The organism is Delftia sp. RIT313 (assembly GCF_000632165.1).
GTDB classification, from domain to species: Bacteria; Pseudomonadota; Gammaproteobacteria; order Burkholderiales; family Burkholderiaceae_C; genus Comamonas; species Comamonas acidovorans.
Window position 1 is genome coordinate 12,709 of sequence record NZ_JFYT01000013.1, and the last position, 17,842, is coordinate 30,550.

A 17,842-nucleotide genomic window follows, 5' to 3' on the forward strand; every position below is an offset into this window, starting at 1 on the left:
GGATCTGCTCGATTTTTGCAACAAACAAGCGCATATTCTGCGGTTTATCTGCTCGATTTCAAAAACTAAAGTACCACCCATGGCAGCACGGCGCTGCCACCCGTTTTCTGTCTTGTGCTTTTTTCAAAGGAAATCGACATGCTTCGCACCACCGTGCTTTCGCTCACCCTGGCCCTGTCGGCCGGCCTGTCCCATGCCCAGGCGCCCGCCCCGCTGCAGATGAAGGTCTACCAGGCCGACGAACACAGCTTTGCCGTGACCTCCACCCTGATCACCGGCGCCAAGGAGGCCGTGGTCGTGGACAGCGGCTTCACCCGCGCCGATGGCCTGCGCATTGCCGCCAATGTGCTGGACAGCGGCAAGCAGCTGACCACCATCCTCATCAGCAATGCCGATCCCGACTACTACTTCGGCGCCGAGGTGCTGAAGAACCTGTTCCCGCAGGCCAAGGTCGTGGCCACGCCCGCCGTGCGCGAGAAGATCGAGTCCAAGCTGCAGGGCAAGCTGGCCTTCTGGGGCCCCAAGATGGGCGCCAACGCACCCGGCAAGCCGGTCCTGCCCGAAGCCCTGCAGGGCAATACGGTGACCGTGGACGGCCAGATGCTGGAGCTGCGCGGCACCACCGGCCCGCTGGCCCATCGCCCCTATGTCTGGGTGCCTGCGCTGCAGGCCATCGTCGGCAACGTGGGCGTGTTCGGCAACCTGCATGTCTGGACGGCGGACACGCAAAAGAGCGCCGAGCGCAAGGCCTGGCTGGCGCAGCTGGACGAGATGCAGGCCCTCAAGCCCGCCGTCGTCGTGCCCGGCCACATGCAGGCCGGCACCGCCATGGACGCCAGCGCCATCGCCTATACACGCGACTATCTCCAGCGTTTCGAAGCCGCCGCCGCCAAGGCCGCAAACAGTGCCGAGCTGATCGGTGCCATGAAGCAGGCCTACCCGCAGGCCGGCATGGCGCTGTCGCTGGACATTGGCGCCAAGGTGAACAAGGGCGAGATGCCCTGGTAAGCAGGTACTTTCACAAAAATCCTCATGGAACCTGCATGCTGCGGCCTTGATCCAACGAGTTGCCGCCCTCATTCGTCGTGGCGGCAGGAGGTGCAGCCATGAAATACATGAAGCATTGGCAGGACCCGATCAATGTCCTGCTGGGAGCCTGGTTGGCGGTCTCGCCCTGGGTGCTCGGGTTCCAGGACCAGATGGCGCCCACGGCCAATGGCGTGGTCATCGGCCTGGCGCTGATTGCCGCTGCGCTGGGGGCCATCTTCATGCCCCGCGCGTGGGAGGAATGGACCGAAGGCCTGCTGGGACTGTGGATGGTGATCTCGCCCTGGGCGCTGGGCTTTGCCGGCCAGATGGATGCCATGCGCAATGCCGTGGTGTCCGGCGTGGTGGTCATGGTGCTGGCGCTGTGGGTGCTGATGACCGACAAGGACTACATGAGCTGGCGCAGCAGCCACTCCGCCCACTGATGCGCTGAAGCACTGAAGCGCCGATACAAAGCAAGCAAAGCGGCCCGCAGGCCTCCACGGTCTGCGGGCCGCTGTTTTCTTGAGGCCGTCGATCGATCAGACCACGACGGGCTCGGGCTCCAGGCGGATGCCGAATCGCTCGTAGACGCTGGTCTGTATCGCGCCGGCCAGCGTCATGACCTCGCCGCCGGTGACGCTGCGGTCCACGCTGTGCCGGTCGCCCCGGTTGACCAGCACCAGGGCCTGCTTGTCATACACCCCGGCGCGGCCCATGGATTTGCCCTTCCAGCCGCAGGCATCGATCAGCCAGCCGGCGGCCAGCTTGATGGAGCCGTCGTCCATGGGGTAGTGCACGATCTTGGGCTCGCGCGCAATGATGTCGGCGCACTGCTCGGGCGTCACCGTCGGGTTCTTGAAGAAGCTGCCGGCGTTGCCGATCTGATCCGGATCGGGCAGCTTGGCGCGGCGGATCTCGCAGACCCAGTCGAAGATCTGGCGGGCCGTGGGCTCGGCCACGCCGGCCTCGGCCTGGCGGCGCTGCAGGTCCAGGTAGCCCAGGCCGGGCTTCCAGTCCTTGGGCAGGGCCAGGCGCACGCGCGTGATCACCGCACGGCCCTTGAGGCCCATGCCGCGCGGCGGCACGCCGCTCATGCGCGCCCGCGCCACGGGCGTGGGCTCGGCCGGGGCGTGCTTGAACACCGAGTCGCGGTAGCCGAAGGCGCATTGCGCGGCATCCAGCGTGAAGGATTCACCCGTGGCCAGGTCGATGGCGTCCAGCGACTCGAACCGGTCCTGCAGCTCCAGCCCGTAGGCGCCGATGTTCTGCACCGGCGATGCGCCCACGGTGCCGGGAATCAGCGCCATGTTCTCCAGGCCGCCATAGCCCTGCGACAGGGTCCAGGCCACCAGGTCGTGCCAGCGCTCGCCGGCACCGGCCTCGACGATCCAGTGGCGCTCGGTCTCGCGCAGCAGGCGCATGCCCGCTATTTCCATCTTGAGGACCACAGGATCGACATCGCCCGTGATCACCACGTTGCTGCCGCCACCCAGCACGAACACGGGCTGGCGGCCCCACAGCGGATCGGCCAGGAAATGGCGAATATCCTCATCGCTGCGCACACGCACCAGGGTGTGGGCACGGGCGGCGATGCCGAAGCTGTTGCAATGCTGCAGCGGAACATTTTTCTCGACTAACATCAGCCGGATTGTCGCACCGCGTCCCCACGCCTCCGGCACCGTGCCCGCATCGCCCGGTCCCGCGCTGCGATACTTTTTCAGAACATTTACAGGAAATATTTGCCATGCCTTCTTTTGACACCGTGTGCGAAGCCGACTTCGTCGAAGTGAAGAACGCCGTGGAGAACACCGCCAAGGAAATCGGCACGCGCTTCGACTTCAAGGGCACCTCGGCCGCCATCGAGCTCAAGGACAAGGAAATCACGCTGTTCGGCGATGCCGACTTCCAGCTGCAGCAGGTCGAGGACATCCTGCGCAACAAGCTGACCAAGCGCAGCGTGGACGTGCGCTTCCTGGACATCCAGAAGGCCCAGAAGATCGGCGGCGACAAGCTCAAGCAGACCATCAAGGTCAAGAACGGCATCGAGGCCGAGCTGGGCAAGAAGCTGCAAAAGCTGATCAAGGACAGCAAGCTCAAGGTGCAGGCCGCCATCCAGGGCGACGCCGTGCGCGTCACGGGTGCCAAGCGCGACGACCTGCAGGCGGCCATGGCCCTGATCCGCAAGGACCTGGCCGACCATCCCCTGTCCTTCAACAACTTCCGCGACTGATCGCCCGGCATCCGCCCCTGCACCACAAGCCCCATGCGTCACCTGCGTGCCGTACTTCTGAGCCTGGCCGGCGTTGCCGTGCTGGCTCCGCCACCGGCGACAGCGCAGTCCGTGGCGCTCAGCGGCGTGCTAGGCAGCAAGGCCCTGCTGGTCATCGACGGCGGCACGCCACGCGCTCTGGCGGCCGGCGACAGCCTGCAGGACGTGCGCGTGCTGCAGGTATCGGGCGACACGGCCGAGGTGGAGATCAAGGGCCGTCGCCAGACATTGCGCCTGGGCGAAGCGCCCATCAGCCTGGGCGGCCGGGGCGCGGCAGCGGGCGATCCCGCGCTTGGCCGGCGCGTGGTGCTCAAGGCCGACAACCGGGGCCATTTCATCGAACGCGGCCAGATCAATGGCAAGACCATGGTGTACATGGTGGACACGGGCGCCAGCTCGGTCGCCATAGGCCGGTCCGACGCCGAACGCATGGGCCTGCCCTTTCTCAAGGGCCAGCCCGTGATGATGCGCACCGCCAATGGCGACGCCCAAGGCTGGAGCCTGCGGCTGGACTCGGTGCGCGTGGGCGATGTCGAGGTCTTTGGCGTGGACGCCGTGGTCGCCCCTCTTGCCATGCCCTATGTGCTGCTGGGAAACAGCTTTCTGGCCCACGTCCAGATGACCCGCCAGGGCAGCGAGATGGTGCTGGAGCGGCGCTGATGCGGCCTGCACGCGCCCCGTTTTCCGCACCCCGCCACCGATGAGCCGACGCCCCGACGATTCCTACGAAGACCTGCTGGGCCTGTGGTCCGACCTGGAGGCCGCGCTGTCCGTGCTGCTGTCCGCGCCGCTGCAGGTGCAGGGCTTCCTGGTCAAGCTGCAGCAGATCGACCTGTGGCTGCAGGAGTTGATCGCCCACGACAGCGATGCCGCGCTGTACCTGATGTTCCAGCGCGCCTGCTCCTCCACCGTGGGCTACAGCGCCTCCCATGCCCTGGTCTGCGCCTGCCTGTGCCATGTGCTGGCGCGCGAGCTACGCCTGAACGAGACCGAGCACCGCACCCTGGTACGCGGCGCGCTGACCATGAACATCGGCATGAACGCGCTGCAGGACGAACTGGCGCTGCAGCGCGAGCCGCTGACCCCCGCCCAGCAGCAGGCCGTGCAGCGCCATCCGCTGCAAAGCCAGGCCCTGCTGGCGCGTCTGTTCGTCAACGACGCGCTGTGGCTGGAACTGGTGGCCCGCCACCATGAAGCCGTGCCCCAGCAGCCCTTGGCCACACTGCCCCCGGTGCAGCGCCTGGTGCGCATCCTGGGCACGGTGGACCGCTACGCGGCCCTGATCAGCCCGCGCAAGTCACGCGAAGGCCGCAGCGCCGCCGAGTCGCTGCGCGCACTCACCCAGCAGCAGCGCTACTCCGACGAGGTGGGCTTTGCGCTGGTGCGCGCCGTGGGCCTGTGCCCGCCCGGCACCTACGTGCGGCTGGACAACGGCGACATCGCCGTGGTGCTGCGCCGTGGCGAGCCGCCGCAGCCGCCGCTGGTGGCCAGCGTGATCGGCGCCGACGGCGCCAGCCTCTACCCGCCCGTCATCCACGAAGGCGAGGACGGCCCCCGCATCCGCTCGGCACTGGCGCGCGCCGCCATCACGCTGGAGCTGGACCCGCGCACGCTGGCGCAGCTGGGCGTGCTCGCCGCACGCGGCAGCCAGTCGCTGTACCGCATGGTGCAGGTGCCGGGTCCGCTGTAGCGCGTCCTGCCGGCCGGCCATCGGCCTTAAATCGGTCGTCAATCGGCCTTGATGCCCGCCTGCCGGATCACGGCGCTCCAGCGCTGTATCTCGTTCTGCACCCATTGCGTGGCCTGCTCGGGCGTGTTCGCCACCACGGACAGCCCCATCTCCGCCATCTTCCGGCTGGCCTGCGGCTGGGCCAGTGCCGCGTTGAATTCCTTGTTCAACCGGGCGACGGCGGCCGCAGGCGTGCCGGCCGGGGCGCCTATGCCAATCCAGTAGTCGATGTCCATGGCGGGGATGCCGGCCTCTTTGGCACAAGGCACATCAGGCAGCGTTGCATTGCGCTCCGAGCCCGTCACCATCAGTGCCCTGAGCTTGCCGCTTCGGATGTAGGGCAGCGCCGTGGGGACCGAAGTGATGAGGGCCTGCACCTGGTTGCCCATCAGGTCGGCCAGCACGGCGCCCGCGCCCTTGTACGGCACATGGACCAGATCCGCGCCCGTTGCGCTTTTGAACAGCTCGCCGGCCAGGTGGGTGTTGGTGCCGTTTCCGCCAGAGCCGTAGTTGAGCTTGCCGGGCTGCGCCCTGGCCAGCGCAATGAACTCGCCCACGCTGCGCGCCTGCACCTGGGGGTTGACCACCAGCACATGGGGCACCTTCACCGCCGTGGTGACCTGGGTGAACGCCTTGCGCGGATCGAAGGGCAGGTTCGGCATCAGGCCGGCTGCAATGGCATAGGACAGCTCCACGGTCAGCAGCGTCTGGCCGTCGGGCGCGGCACGTGCGGCCGCGCTCCAGCCCACCACGCCGCCACCGCCGGTGCGGTTGTCCACCACCAAGGCAGAGCCCAGTCCCGGCGCGGCGAACTGCGCGATCACGCGCGTCACCAGATCGGCGCTGCCGCCCGGCGCATACGGCACGATGATGGTCACGGGCTTGCCCTGGGCCGCCGCCCAGGTGGGGGCGAGGCAGGCTGTGCCGGCCAGCGCCAGCATGGCGCGACGAGAGATGAGGGATGGCATGGCGGTCTCCTTGGAATGATGGCTTGGACGAATAAGTCGGGTGAGTCAGGTGAGATGGGATCGATGGGGCAGGCGAGGCAGATGGTTCCGGTGATGCAGCGTCATTCGCGCTGCGCCTGGCCCAGCCGGTACACGCGGCTTGCCGTTCCTTCGAAAAGGGCCTGGCGCTCGGCGGCACTTGCGCCCGCCGCCAGCCGCTTGAAGGCGTTCCAGCAGGTGGCGTAGCTGAAGGAACCCTTGTCCACCGGGAAATTGCTCTCGAACATGCAGCGGTCGGCGCCGAATGCCTCGATGCAGGTCTCCATCCACGGTCTCCAGGCCGCAGCCAGTTGCTCCGAGGCCGCAGGCCTGTCCGCTTTCTCGAAGCCGAATCCGTTGATGCGCATGCCCAGCCCACCGAGCTTCACGTACACATTGGGCAGCCGGGCCAGGGCCTGCATGGAGGTCTTCCAGCGCTCGAACACCTCGGCATGCCGGCCTTCATAGGCGCCGATGCGCGCCACGCCCCCGCAGTGGTTGATGATCACGGCTGTCTGCGGAAAGGCCAGTGCCAGGTCCAGCAGCTCCGGCAGCTGCGGAAAAAGCAGCCAGGCATCGAAGGAAAGCCCCAGCGGCGCCAACTGCGCTACGCCCTGCCGGTAGGCCCGGTCCAGCAGCAGGCCCTGCGGCGCGGCGGTCAGGGGGTTGACCAGGGAACTGTCCGCGTCCCAGGTCGCCAGGTGCCGGATGCCGCGAAAGCGCCCCTTGCCGGCCTCCAGATGGGCCAGCAGCACCTCGCGCACCGCCGCACCGGCGCGCAGGTCCGCATATCCGACGATGCCCTGCGCCAGGGCGCAGGCCGCATGGCCTTGCCTGTGCTCCTGCACGTCCTCCGCCGCCTGCACCACGAACTCGGTCTCGCCCACCGGCTGCATCGCCTGCGGGCCGGCAGTGCGGTAGCGCGTCAGCGCCTGCATGTAGACCGAGGCACGGACCCTGTGGCCCGAGCCCGCGTCGGCCAGGTACTCGTCCGCCAGGTAGCGCCAGCCCGGTCGATCGTAGAAATGGTGGTGGGCATCGACGATGGCCAGCGATGGCTCAAGGATCTCCTCCTCGTGCAGGCCCAGCCAATCCGGCCTCACCGGTAGATAGTTGCCCATGTGCGTTTCGTACCCTTTTTCAAAGTTCTATCTGACAGAATTAAGATCTATCAAATAGAACTATAGCCAGGCATCTACGGCACACGGACAAGGGCAAACCCGCTGGCGGACGCGGCCAGCGACGAACCGGCAGCAGCTTGCCCGGCGATCAGGAATCCACGAAAGAGGTCGGTATGGAGATCAGGCGCCGGCCCACAGGCCCGCATGGTGGCCGCGCGTGAAGGCCTCTTCCAGCACCGAGTAGCCGGCCCAGTCGGAATGCGCGAACCACAGGCGTCTCGTGCCCGGCGTGGGCAGCAGGGCCACGCGCTCGCCGGCGCACTGCGCGCTGCGGCCCCGGTGGAGCGACTGCAGCGCCACCTGGCTGAGCAGTTGCTGGTCGCCAGGCCGGGGAATGGCCATGGCGTGGCCGTAGCGCGTGATCTCCATGCGCGTGGCCTTGTGCAGCAGGTCGGGATGGGGGACGAGCAGGCTGCCGACGATGCGGTCCCGCCAGAAGCCGAAGGGCTGGCCCAGCAGTTGCGCACGCCCGTCAGGCCAGTCGCCCAGCGCCTGGTAGTAACTGAGCACCGTGGGCCGGGGCGTGAGCCGGTCCAGGCCCTGGTGGCCCGCGTCCACGTAGCCCAGACCGCCCGCATTCGGATCGGCAAAGAGCACGTTGTCCCAGGCAGGATCGGCGCCGGGCCGGTCAGCCAGCGGCCGCTGCAGATGGATGTTGGCCACCAGCCAGGGCGCCCAGTCCAGCCGGCCCGCCACCGCGCGCAGGAAGTCCGGCGCATCGCGCACCACGCGTGCCGCGATGAAGCTGGGCAGGGCCACGACGCAGCGCGCGGCCAGCCAGCGCTCGTGCTGCTGGCGGCCATGGTGGTAGACGTCGATCTCCACACCGTCGGCACCTTCGGCGATGGATAGCACGCTGCAATCCGTCTGCAGGTCGGTGGAGCCCAGCCCTGCCACCAGCTGCTGTGAAAGCCAGCCATTGCCCTGGGGCCAGGTCAGCACGGCATCACCCGCCTCTTCGGCAGTGCGCTCGTCCTGGCGGCGCGGGGCCGAGAAACCATGGCGGCTGGCGAAATAGTGAATGCCTGCCCAGGCCGATACGCGCGCCAGGCCCGCGCCAAAGTCGTCGCGGCAGCAGTACTCCAGATACCAGATCAGCTGCGCATCATCGATGCCCTGGCTCGTCAGCCAGGCCTGCATGGTCTGGCCGTCCAGCGCGGCATGGGCGGCGGGCAGACGGCCCTCGCGCTGCCAGACACGGATGGACGGCATGGCAAAGGCCGCCCTGTCCATCTCCTGGGCCACGCTGCGCGCAAAGAGTTCGTACTGCTCCAGCGTGCGCGGCGCCACGCCATCGACGGGCAGCAGGCCCTCATGCCAGGCGCCCTGCCAGAACAGGCGCTCCTGCGGGCTGTGGCACAGATGGCGCTCGTCGTACTGCCAGCGGCCCGCGCGGCGCTGGCGCAGACCCAGGGCCTCCAGCCAGTCCTGCACCTCGGCCGCATCGTCGCCGGGCAGGGGCAGATAGTGGGCACCCAGCGGACAGGGCAGGCCCGCAATGCTGCCGCCCTGGCTGTTGCCGCCCATGGCCTGCTGCGTGTCCAGCAGGGCCACGCCCTGCACTCCCGCCAGCTCCAGTGCGCGCGCGGCGGCCAGGCCTGCCATGCCGCCGCCGGCAATCACCACCTTGGCACGGTGCACCACGGCCGGCGGCGGCAGCGCCAGGCCCTGGGCCAGGCGCTGCCAGAACGCGCGCAAGGCATGGCCGCGCTCCAGCGCCACGCCGCTGAATCCGCCGGGCAGGTCCTCAAGCCGCGGTGGCGTTGGCGTACAGCCGGACAGGCCCAGGCCCAGGGCCGCGCCGCCGGCCAAGCCCTGCAGCCATTGGCGCCGGCTCCACAGGGGCAAGAGGCCGGTGCTCAACGCTCCACCCTGCCCCATTCGCGCTCGTAGGTATTGACCAGCACCTGGTTCGACAGGCGGTTGACCTCGGCCGGCACACGCGCCATGTCCAGCGGGAAGTCGAACATCAGCGCCATGGTCTGCGCGCTCAGAAAGCGCAGGCCCGCAGGCAGGGCATCGGGCTCGCGCCAAGGCCGGTGGCTGGCGATGACGAAGCCCCATTCGCCAAAACTGGGCACATGCGCGTGGTAGGGCGTGGCCTGCAGGCCGATGGATTCGATGGTCTGCACCACGGTCCAGTAGCTCTTGCGTGCGATCAGGGGCGAGGTGGTCTGCACCACGGCGTAGCCGCTGGCCGCCAGGCGCTTGTCCAGCAAGGCATAGAAGCTGTTGGTGAACAGCTTGCCGATGGCGAAATTGGTCGGATCGGGGAAATCGACGATGACCACGTCGAAGGTATCGCCGCCCTGCTGCAGCCAGTGGAAGGCATCGGTATTGAGGATGTGCACGCGCGCATCGCTGAGCGCTTCGCCGTTGAGCCGGCGCAGCATGGCGTTGTCCTTGAACAGGTCGGTCATGGCCGGGTCCAGCTCCACCAGGGTGACCGACTCCACCGAGGGGTACTTGAGCACCTCGCGCACGGCCATGCCGTCGCCGCCGCCCAGCACGGCCACGCGCTTGGGCGCACCATGCGCGGCCATCACGGGGTGGACCAGGGCCTCGTGGTAGCGGTACTCGTCGCTTTGGGCGAACTGCAGGTTGCCGTTGAGGTACAGCCGCGCGCCCTGGCGCCCCTGCGTCACCACGATGCGCTGGTAGGGCGAGCTGCTGGAGAGCACGATGCGGTCCTGGTAGAAATGGTCGTCGGCCAGGCGCGTCAGATGGTCGGCGCCCCAGATGCCCGTGCCCAGCAGGGCCAGCACGGCCGCGCAGGCCAGGGCATGGGCGCGCGGGCGCCGCAGTTCATGGCGAAACAGCAGCAGTGCCCAGACCGCCACCGCCGCATTCATGAAGCCGAACAGCAGCCCTGTGCGCACCAGGCCCAGCTTGGGCACCAGCAGCAGCGGAAATGCCAGCGACACGGCCAGCGCGCCCAGGTAGTCGAAGGTCAGCACCTGGGACACCAGGTCCTTGAGCGTCACATTGCGCTTGAGGATGCGCATCACCAGCGGAATCTCCAGCCCCACCAGCGTGCCCACCACCAGCACCATGCCGTACAGCAGGAACCGGAACGCGCCGGGCGCGTAGGCGTTGGCAATGAACAGCGTGGCCGGCAGCGCGCCGCCGACCAGGGCCACCATCAGCTCGATGCGCAGAAAGTGCGCGGGCAGATGGTCCTCGAAATAGCGCGAAAGCCAGGAGCCTATGCCCATGGCGAACAGATAGCTGCCGATGATGGTGGAGAACTGCAGGACCGAGTCGCCCAGCAGATAGGAAGCCAGCGCACCTGCAGCCAGTTCGTAAAGCAGGCCGCAGGCCGCGATCACGAAGACGCTGACCAGCAGGGCGATGTCGATGGGACGCGCCGGCTGCGCGCCGGCAAGAGGGGCTGAGGTTTGCACGGCCGGTATTGTGCGCGATGCGCCCCTTCCCGCGTGCAACGCACACCGTGCAAAGCGGGAAGGAGCGCAGCGCCTCGGGCGCCGCCGTCAGAACTGGTAGTTGGCGCTGACCAGAACGCTGCGCGGTGCGCCTGGCATGGAGCTGGAGCGCCAGTACTGCTTGTCGAACAGGTTGGACAGCGCCACGGTCACCGTCCAGGCGTCCTGGCGCCAGCCCACCAGCGCATCCCAGCGCGTGTAGCCGGGCAGGAGGGCCGTGTTGGCGGCGTTGGTGAAGCGGCTGCCCGTGTAGGTCACGCCGACTTCGCCGTACCAGGGTCCCTTGGGCGCATAGCGCAGGAACAGGTTGCCGTTGCGCTTGGCCGTGTCACGCAGGTACAGGCCCACGTTGGCGGGGTTTTGCGCGTCTTCAGCCACCTTGGCCTCCATGAAGGCCACGCCGCCGCGCACATACCAGGAACTGGCCACGCGGCCGGCCGCGCTGAACTCGATGCCGCGCGAACGGTCCTTGCCCCGGATGGCCCAGGTGTAGGGATCGTTCTCGGGATCGGGGCGGTAGCGGATGTTGTACTTCTCCAGCTGGTAGACGGAGACCTGGGTGGACAGCGCGCCGCCCAGCCAGTCGCTCTTGACGCCGACCTCGGACTGGCGCGAGTACTGAGGCTCGTCGTCCGGCACCGCGCCCACGGCGGTTTCCACGGTCAGGATGCCGCGGCCGCCATAGGGCGAATAGCTCTTGTTCCAGGACGCATAGAAGCTGTGCTCACGCACCGGCTGCCACACCACGCCCACGCGCGGGCTGAAGCCGTTGCCGTCGGTCTTGCGCGTGAGATTGGCGATCCTGTTGGTGCTCTGGAAGTCGTAGCTGTCGTAGCGCAGGCCCAGCAGCAGCTTCCACTGCTCGGTCAGGCTGACCAGGTCCTGCATGTACAGCGCCTGGCCCTTGCCCTTGTGATAGTTGTCCTGGGTCGGATTGCCCTGCGCCGGACGGCTGGGCCAGACGATGGGCTGCAACGGATCGTAGGAGAAGGTGCTGCCGGGCTGGCCGACGCGCGGCGCGCGCTCTTCCTCGCTGGCCTCCAGGCCCACCAGCAGATCGTGCTTGATGCTGCCCGTGCTGAACTTGCCCGTCAGGTCCAGCGTGTTGGACAGCGTCGTGTTGCGGGTCTGCTGCCAGGCGTAGTTGGGCGTGATCTTGCCGGTCGCGGCGCGGTAGGTACCGGCGAAATAGTGGTCGAAGTCCTGGCTGGCCTCGCGCTTGCTGGCCACCCAGCGCAGACTCCAGCGGTTGTTGAAGTCATAGGACAGGTCGGAGCGCAGCACGCGCAGGCGATCTTCCACGTAGTCGCCCGGTGCCGCGAAGCCCTTGCGGATGGAAACGCCGGCTGGCAACTGGTCATAGACCGGACCGCGATCGGGCACGCGCCAGACGTTGTCATAGGTGTACTGGCCGGTCCAGCGCCATCCCGTGCGGGTGTCCACCAGGATGCTGGGCGAGACCATCTCGTTGCGGTTGCGTATGCCTTCGCGGAAGCTGTGGGCCTGCTCGCGGTCGGCCGTCAGGCGCACGGCCACGTTCTCGTTGAGCACGCGGTTGATGTCGATGGTGCCGCCCACGTTGTCCCAGGAGCCGCCGCGCAGCGTGATGCTGCTCTTGGCGTCGAAGCGCGCCTGCTTGCTCACCATGTTGACCACGCCTCCGCCCGCGCTGCGGCCGTAGAGCACCGAGGCCGGTCCCTTGAGGATCTCGATGCGCTCCACATTGGCCGTGCTGCGGCGCACCTGGCCGCTTTCGCGCACGCCGTCGCGGTAGATGTCGCTCTCGTCGGCCTTGAAGCCGCGGATGTACACGCCCTCGCCACGCATGTCGTAGGTGGTGTTCACGCCCGGCACGCCGTCCAGCATGGTGGCCAGGTCGTTGATGCCGTAGCTCTTGTACTTGTTGACCTCCAGCGTATCGATGGTCTGCGGGATGTCCTTGGGCGCCAGGTAGGTCTTGGTCGCCGTGGTCACGCCTTCGGGGCGCACGTCGTCAGGGTCGTACTGGGAAGCGTTGACCTGCAGCGTGGGCAGGGTGTGGGCCTGTTGAGGCTGCGTCTGTGCCTGGGCCGGATCGGCTGGAACGGCTGGAGCGGCCTCCTGGGCATGGACCGCGCCCGCCAGCGCGGTGGTGATGATGCCAGCGGTCACACCCGCTGAAAGCCTTGCCCTGCGGTCGGCTTGATGGTCTGTCATGGAAACCCTCTCTTCGAATGAAGGGGGCGATTCTATTTAGAATGCAAACGAATATCATTTGCAAACTCACTATCAACAAGGAATTTGTTGCCACGCAGCAACGCCGCCATGCGCAGCGCAGCCGCACCTTTTCAGGCGGACTGCGTGTCGGCGGGAGATGGGGAGTGCAGGGGGGCCAGGCGGCCCCGTTCAGTGGATGGCGGCAGCGACGATGATGCTGATGCCCAGGCACATGGCGGCCACCACCATGGCCAGCGCCTTGTTGTGCTTCTCGACGATCTCGGCCCACATGTCCACGGGCGTGATCTTGTCGATGATGATGAAGCACAGCCAGAACACCACCACGCCCACCAGCGCATAGAGGATCGAGCCGAAGAAGGCGGCGGGGTTGAACCAGTCGAAGTTCATGATCAGTTTCTCCGTTGTTTACTTGTGGCTGCCGCCCGAGGTGTAGCCACCCCAGGAGCCGCCGCTGCTGCGGGTGTAGCTGTTGCAGTTGGGATCGGTGTTCGGGTTGCAGTTCGGGCGCGACATGCAGCCGCGCAGCATGACGAACACCAGCCACAGGATGACCAGGCCGATGACGATGGTCCACAGGCCGAAGCGGCTGCCCGACATCACGCCGACCTGCGAGCGGTCCCGCAGCTGCTTGAGGCCGAAGGCCGTGGCCAGCGTGGTGGCCGAGACGGCGCTGCCATGCGACCAGGTGGTCTCGCCGTTCTCGGTCTCGCTGGCCAGAAAGGCCTTGTTCTGCGCGCCTGCGCTCACATAGTCCACATTGCGCGTGGTCTGGCCGCGCTGCACGGGCCAGTAGAACTCGCCCAGCGCATAGGTGGTCTCGGCCGTGTAGCGCGATTCAAGCTGATATTGCCGGCCCATGTACTTGGCCGTGCTGCGGTTCTTGGAGAGCTTGGGCACGCCCGTGGTCACGCGGGCCATGCTCCAGCCATCGGAGGAATCGACCAGGAAGGCGAAGCCGGCCTTCTGGCTGAACAGCAGGTATTCCTCCCAGCCAAAGCTCTCGTCGTCGCCAGGCTCCTCGCCCATGCGGTGCTGAAAGCCCACCACCTGCCACTGCAGGCCTTCCAATGCGCCCTTGCTGCCCAGGGGGATGGCGGGGCGCACGGGCTCGTTCTGTTCGGCATAGGACAGTTCCTTGCCAATGCCCTGGCTCAGGTCCACCAGCGATCCGCAACTGGGGCAGCTCAGGCTCTTGGTGGTGGAAAAGCGCACAGGCACCACGGCGCCGCACTTGGGGCAGTTGAAGTGCCTGCCCTGCTCGCCCTTGAGCGAGGCGCCGTCGCGCAGGCCCTGCAGCCTGAGGTCGTCCAGCACCACGCGTTCGCCCAGGCTCAGCGCAGGCGGCTGGGCCGAGAAGTCCACGGACAGGACCTGGCCCTGCTCGCTGCGCAGCTCCACCAGCCGGTACGGCGTGCCGGGCTCGGGCAGCTGCGCCAGTTCGCCCTGGGCCGATACCAGCCGCGCGTTCTGCACGCTGCTGACCGTGAAGCTCTTGCCGCCCAGCACGCGCTGCGAGCCCAGCAGCCAGTCGGAGGCCTTGAACGGCCCGTTGCGCAGGGCCTCGGCCTCCCAGGGCCAGGACCAGACGAACTGGCCGTTGTCCTCGCTCAGAAAGCCCAGCGCACCATCGCTGAACGCGGCCACCCATTCGCTCCAGGCGCCCGCCTCGCTCTTGAGCTGCAGCCGCCCGACCAGGGTGAAGTGCTCGGGCTTGCCGTTGCGCAGCATCTGGCCAGTGGCGCCGATGCGCAGGGGGCTGTAGTCCTCGAAGACCTCGGCCATGGAGCCGCGGCGCTGCAGCACATCGCCCTGGCGCACCACGGTGCTGCGGCAGAACTCGCAGACGGCGTAGCTGGCCTGGGCGCTGGAAAATTCCACGGGCGCGCCGCAGCCGGGGCAAGGTGCGCGGTAGACGCGCTGCGATGGACTCGATGCCATGTGGGAAGGTCGTCAGTGGTGAGAGGGCCTGGAGCGCGGCTGGCCGGCCACGCCATTCGCGCAAGCTGCGCCCGTGGAGCGCAGCGCGGCGGCGGCGGTCAATGCGGCTTGCCTTTGGCCGTGCCGGGCTTGGCAGCGGCGGCTGCCGGGTCGGCCTTCTTGCTGCCCAGCCTGGATTCCTTGCCGGCCATCAGGCGCTGGATGTTCTCGCGGTGGCGCCAGATCAGCAGGGCCGCCATGGCGACGATGGCGGCGGCAATCGGCGTCTCGGCATACCAGACCACGCCACTGCACAGCAGGTAGTAGACGGGGGCGAACACGGAGGCCACCAGGGCCGCCAGCGAGGAATAGCGGAAGAACACGGCAATGATCAGCCAGGTCAGCGCCACCGCCAGGCCCAGCCAGACGCTGATGCCCAGCAGCACGCCCAGGGCCGTGGCCACGCCCTTGCCGCCCTTGAAGCGGAAGAACACCGGGTACAGGTGGCCCAGGAAGGCGGCCAGCGCCACCATGGCCACCGTGCCGTCGCCCAGGCCGAAGCGGCTGCCGAACCATTGCACCAGGGCCACGGGCAGCCAGCCCTTGGCGGCGTCCAGCAGCAGGGTCACGGCTGCGGCCGCCTTGCTGCCGGAGCGCAGCACATTGGTGGCGCCGGGGTTGCCGCTGCCATAGGTGCGCGGATCATTCAGGCCCATGGCCCGGCTGACGATGACGGCGAACGACAGCGAGCCGATCAGGTAGGCCGCCACGGTGGCGAGAAGGGGGTAGAGCGCGTTCAATTGAAGTCCTTGGCCGGTCTGTGGAGCGCCGGCGCGCGATCCGGCCGGCCATGATGGCCCGCCCTCCCTGATCGCCGACACATGTTTTTCATCAGGACCTGCGCGAACCCGTGGGAGGCGGTGGCCGCCTTCCCGTGTGCGCAAGTCATGTTCATTTCTTCAGGGCATCTATTCTGCCAGCGCGCAGTGCACGGGCCGTGCATCCAGCAGCTGCACGCAGACCTGCGGGTCCAGCTGCACCAGAAAGCCCCGGCGCCCGCCGTTGATGGCGATGCGCGGCAGCGCCAGGATGCTCTCTTCGATATAGACCGGCATGTCCCGGCGCGTGCCGAAGGGCGAGGTGCCGCCGACCAGGTAGCCGCTGTGGCGGTTGGCGACTTCGGGCTTGCAGGGCTCCACGCTCTTGGCGCCGATCTGCCGTGCCAGGTTCTTGGTGGAGACCTTGCAGTCGCCGTGCATGAGCACGATCAGCGGCCTGGCGTCCTGGTCCTGCATCACCAGGGTCTTGACCACCATGTGCTCGTCCAGGCCCAGGCTGGCCGCGCTGTGCTCGGTGCCGCCGTGTTCCAGGTACTCATAGGGATGCTCGGTGAACTCCACCTTGTGGGCGCGCAGCAGCTGCGTGGCCGGTGTCTCGCTGACATGAGAGTTTTTCTTGGACATGAATTTTTTATCGTTTTACAATAATTTTTTATCGATTCATCAATACAAGGCTGTGCCATGAACTATACGCCCCACGCCGCGGGCAACGCCCTGAGGCGCCACTCCCAGGCGGCGCGCATCCTGATTGCGCTCGGTGCCGTCGCGCTGCTGGCCCTGCCGGCAGCCGCCCTGCTGTCGCCGCAAGATCTTTCGGGCCAGGCGGAAGGCCTGCTGGGCATGCCGCCCGACCAGCCGCTGGACATGGCTGCGCGCTGGCGCACCGCACTGGTCAGCCTGCTGCCCGTGGGCTGCGGCCTGTATGCGCTGCGCCAGTTGTGGACACTGTTCGGCGAGTACCTGCAGGGCCGTGTCTTCGGCCAGCAGGCGCAGCACGCCCTGATGCGCTTTGCCTGGACGGTGCTGGCGGGCGCGCTGGCCCTGCCCTTCACGCGCGCGCTGATGTCGGTGGCGGCCAGCATGGGCAATCCGCCAGGGCAGCGCTTCGTCACGCTGGGCCTGTACTGGCACGATGGCCTGCTGGTCCTGCTCGGCGTGGTGCTGGTCTCCATCGCCCATGTGATGCTGCAGGCGCGGCGCATCGCCGACGAGAACGCGGGATTCGTATGAGCGGCGTTCCCATCACGATCCACCTCATGGTGCTCCCCGGCCAGCGCCCGCTCTCGCTGCACCTGTACGAGGCCGCATTGGTGCTGCTGGGCCTATTCCTGCTGACCCTGGTGATCTTCCTTCGCGACGCCAACCGATTCCGGGATGGCGACTGAACCATGCCCATCATCGTCCACCTCGATGTGATGCTGGCGCGCCGCAAGATGCGCTCGCGCGAACTGGCCGAGATGGTCGGCATCACCGAACAGAATATTTCCCTGCTCAAGAGCGGCAAGGTGCGCGGCGTGCGCTTCGACACGCTGGAGCGCATCTGCGAGGCACTGCAGTGCCAGCCCGGCGACCTGCTGGAATGGGTGGCAGGGCCCGAGGCTTGAGCAGCGGACGGCTGCGGCTGATCGCGGGCCTGCTGCTGTCGCTGCTGCTGCACGGGGCGCTGCTGTGGCAGGGTCTGGCCCCGGACATTGCGCGGCCCGGCACCGGGCAGGCCGAGGCGCACCGCCTTCAGGTGGTCTGGGTCGAGACGCCGACTTCGACGCCGACGCCGGCCCCCTCTCCTGCTCCAGCGGCTGCCCGGCCCGGACCGGCGCCCGCGCCCGCGTCCCCGCCTACGCGACGGCCGGACACCGCCGCCGTCGCACCGCCTTCAAGGCAAGGCGCAGGGGCTGCAAAGGCCACGGAGCAGGCCGCGACAGCCGCCGCGCCGCAAGCGCCTGTCCCCGCCGACACCGAGGCCGTCCCGGACACCGCGCGCAGCGCCAGGGCCATGGGCCGCCTGCTGGACTCGGCCGCAGGCCGCGAGGCCGTGCAGTCGGCGGCCCGGCAAGGCCTGGTCAGGCCCCAGATCCCTGCGCAGCGCGAGGACCCGCTGGCCAGCGGCATGCGCGAGGCCGCCCAGGGCGACTGCATGAAGGGCGAGTTCAAGGGCGGCGGCATGGGCCTGCTGAGCCTGCCCATGCTGGCGGCCGCTGCGCTCAAAGGCGAGTGCAGCCGCTGAAGGCGCGG

The 17,842-nt window shown here is 67.8% G+C and carries 19 protein-coding genes; 9 read left to right on the forward strand and 10 right to left on the reverse strand.

Annotated elements, in window-relative coordinates; all coding sequences use genetic code 11:
- The first annotated feature begins 138 nt into the window (after positions 1-138).
- Complete coding sequence (locus tag BW39_RS02820; protein ID WP_043819627.1) at positions 139-1,008, forward strand: MBL fold metallo-hydrolase; 870 nt, start codon at positions 139-141, stop codon at positions 1,006-1,008.
- Between the two features lie 98 nt (positions 1,009-1,106).
- Positions 1,107-1,472: an SPW repeat protein gene (locus BW39_RS02825; RefSeq protein ID WP_043819628.1), complete on the forward strand. Its 366-nt coding sequence runs from the start codon at positions 1,107-1,109 to the stop codon at positions 1,470-1,472.
- Positions 1,473-1,568: 96 nt separating this feature from the next.
- Here BW39_RS02825 and murB read toward each other — a convergent pair whose 3' ends face one another.
- Positions 1,569-2,669 (reverse strand): UDP-N-acetylmuramate dehydrogenase, encoded by a 1,101-nt coding sequence (gene murB, locus BW39_RS02830; protein WP_043819630.1) that lies wholly within the window; start codon positions 2,667-2,669, stop codon positions 1,569-1,571.
- 104 nt (positions 2,670-2,773) lie between these two features.
- Between murB and BW39_RS02835 the strand changes: the two genes are divergently transcribed.
- From BW39_RS02835 to BW39_RS02845, 3 genes are read left to right on the forward strand one after another with little or no spacing between them, the layout of a single operon-like run.
- A complete protein-coding gene (locus BW39_RS02835) occupies positions 2,774-3,259 on the forward strand; it encodes a YajQ family cyclic di-GMP-binding protein (protein WP_012206580.1) in 486 nt (161 codons plus the stop codon).
- A 33-nt stretch (positions 3,260-3,292) separates the two neighbouring features.
- Positions 3,293-3,958: a retropepsin-like aspartic protease family protein gene (locus BW39_RS02840; RefSeq protein WP_043819633.1), complete on the forward strand. Its 666-nt coding sequence runs from the start codon at positions 3,293-3,295 to the stop codon at positions 3,956-3,958.
- Between the two features lie 40 nt (positions 3,959-3,998).
- Positions 3,999-4,988: an HD-GYP domain-containing protein gene (locus BW39_RS02845; RefSeq protein ID WP_034395880.1), complete on the forward strand. Its 990-nt coding sequence runs from the start codon at positions 3,999-4,001 to the stop codon at positions 4,986-4,988.
- 38 nt (positions 4,989-5,026) lie between these two features.
- On the opposite strand, the gene BW39_RS02850 is transcribed toward BW39_RS02845, so the two are convergent.
- From BW39_RS02850 to ybaK, 9 genes are all read right to left on the reverse strand, one after another.
- Positions 5,027-5,995: a Bug family tripartite tricarboxylate transporter substrate binding protein gene (locus BW39_RS02850; RefSeq protein WP_043819635.1), complete on the reverse strand. Its 969-nt coding sequence runs from the start codon at positions 5,993-5,995 to the stop codon at positions 5,027-5,029.
- Positions 5,996-6,096: 101 nt separating this feature from the next.
- Positions 6,097-7,134 (reverse strand): amidohydrolase family protein, encoded by a 1,038-nt coding sequence (locus BW39_RS02855; RefSeq protein WP_043819637.1) that lies wholly within the window; start codon positions 7,132-7,134, stop codon positions 6,097-6,099.
- Between the two features lie 180 nt (positions 7,135-7,314).
- Positions 7,315-9,075, reverse strand: a complete 1,761-nt coding sequence (locus BW39_RS02860) for an FAD-dependent oxidoreductase (protein ID WP_052155267.1) — start codon at positions 9,073-9,075, stop codon at positions 7,315-7,317.
- The gene (locus BW39_RS02865; protein ID WP_034395892.1) at positions 9,054-10,598 is read right to left on the reverse strand and encodes a polyamine aminopropyltransferase; all 1,545 of its coding nucleotides are present in this window, start codon (positions 10,596-10,598) and stop codon (positions 9,054-9,056) included. The genes BW39_RS02860 and BW39_RS02865 overlap by 22 nt, the downstream gene beginning before the upstream one ends.
- A gap of 87 nt (positions 10,599-10,685) precedes the next feature.
- Positions 10,686-12,833 carry a TonB-dependent receptor gene (locus BW39_RS02870; protein WP_043819639.1) on the reverse strand — a complete coding sequence of 716 codons (2,148 nt, stop codon included), beginning with the start codon at positions 12,831-12,833 and terminating at the stop codon, positions 10,686-10,688.
- 189 nt (positions 12,834-13,022) lie between these two features.
- Positions 13,023-13,241 carry a DUF350 domain-containing protein gene (locus tag BW39_RS02875; protein ID WP_013801574.1) on the reverse strand — a complete coding sequence of 73 codons (219 nt, stop codon included), beginning with the start codon at positions 13,239-13,241 and terminating at the stop codon, positions 13,023-13,025.
- An 18-nt stretch (positions 13,242-13,259) separates the two neighbouring features.
- Positions 13,260-14,792 (reverse strand): DUF4178 domain-containing protein, encoded by a 1,533-nt coding sequence (locus tag BW39_RS02880; RefSeq protein ID WP_043819642.1) that lies wholly within the window; start codon positions 14,790-14,792, stop codon positions 13,260-13,262.
- Positions 14,793-14,890: 98 nt separating this feature from the next.
- Positions 14,891-15,571, reverse strand: a complete 681-nt coding sequence (plsY, locus tag BW39_RS02885) for a glycerol-3-phosphate 1-O-acyltransferase PlsY (RefSeq protein ID WP_013801572.1) — start codon at positions 15,569-15,571, stop codon at positions 14,891-14,893.
- A 168-nt stretch (positions 15,572-15,739) separates the two neighbouring features.
- The gene (gene ybaK, locus BW39_RS02890; protein ID WP_012206589.1) at positions 15,740-16,234 is read right to left on the reverse strand and encodes a Cys-tRNA(Pro) deacylase; all 495 of its coding nucleotides are present in this window, start codon (positions 16,232-16,234) and stop codon (positions 15,740-15,742) included.
- A gap of 57 nt (positions 16,235-16,291) precedes the next feature.
- Here ybaK and BW39_RS02895 point away from each other — a divergent pair, with 57 nt between their 5' ends.
- Genes BW39_RS02895 through BW39_RS02905 form a run of 4 tightly spaced genes read left to right on the forward strand, consistent with a single transcriptional unit; the run spans position 16,292 to position 17,834 of the window.
- Complete coding sequence (locus tag BW39_RS02895) at positions 16,292-16,840, forward strand: DUF2975 domain-containing protein (RefSeq protein ID WP_043819645.1); 549 nt, start codon at positions 16,292-16,294, stop codon at positions 16,838-16,840.
- Positions 16,837-16,995, forward strand: coding sequence for a hypothetical protein (locus BW39_RS31615; RefSeq protein WP_016449238.1), 159 nt, complete (start codon positions 16,837-16,839; stop codon positions 16,993-16,995). The genes BW39_RS02895 and BW39_RS31615 overlap by 4 nt, the downstream gene beginning before the upstream one ends.
- A gap of 3 nt (positions 16,996-16,998) precedes the next feature.
- Positions 16,999-17,214 (forward strand): helix-turn-helix domain-containing protein, encoded by a 216-nt coding sequence (locus BW39_RS02900; RefSeq protein WP_013801570.1) that lies wholly within the window; start codon positions 16,999-17,001, stop codon positions 17,212-17,214.
- Entirely contained in the window at positions 17,211-17,834 is a 624-nt protein-coding gene (locus BW39_RS02905; protein WP_043819647.1) for a hypothetical protein, read from the forward strand. The genes BW39_RS02900 and BW39_RS02905 overlap by 4 nt, the downstream gene beginning before the upstream one ends.
- Positions 17,835-17,842: the final 8 nt, after the last annotated feature.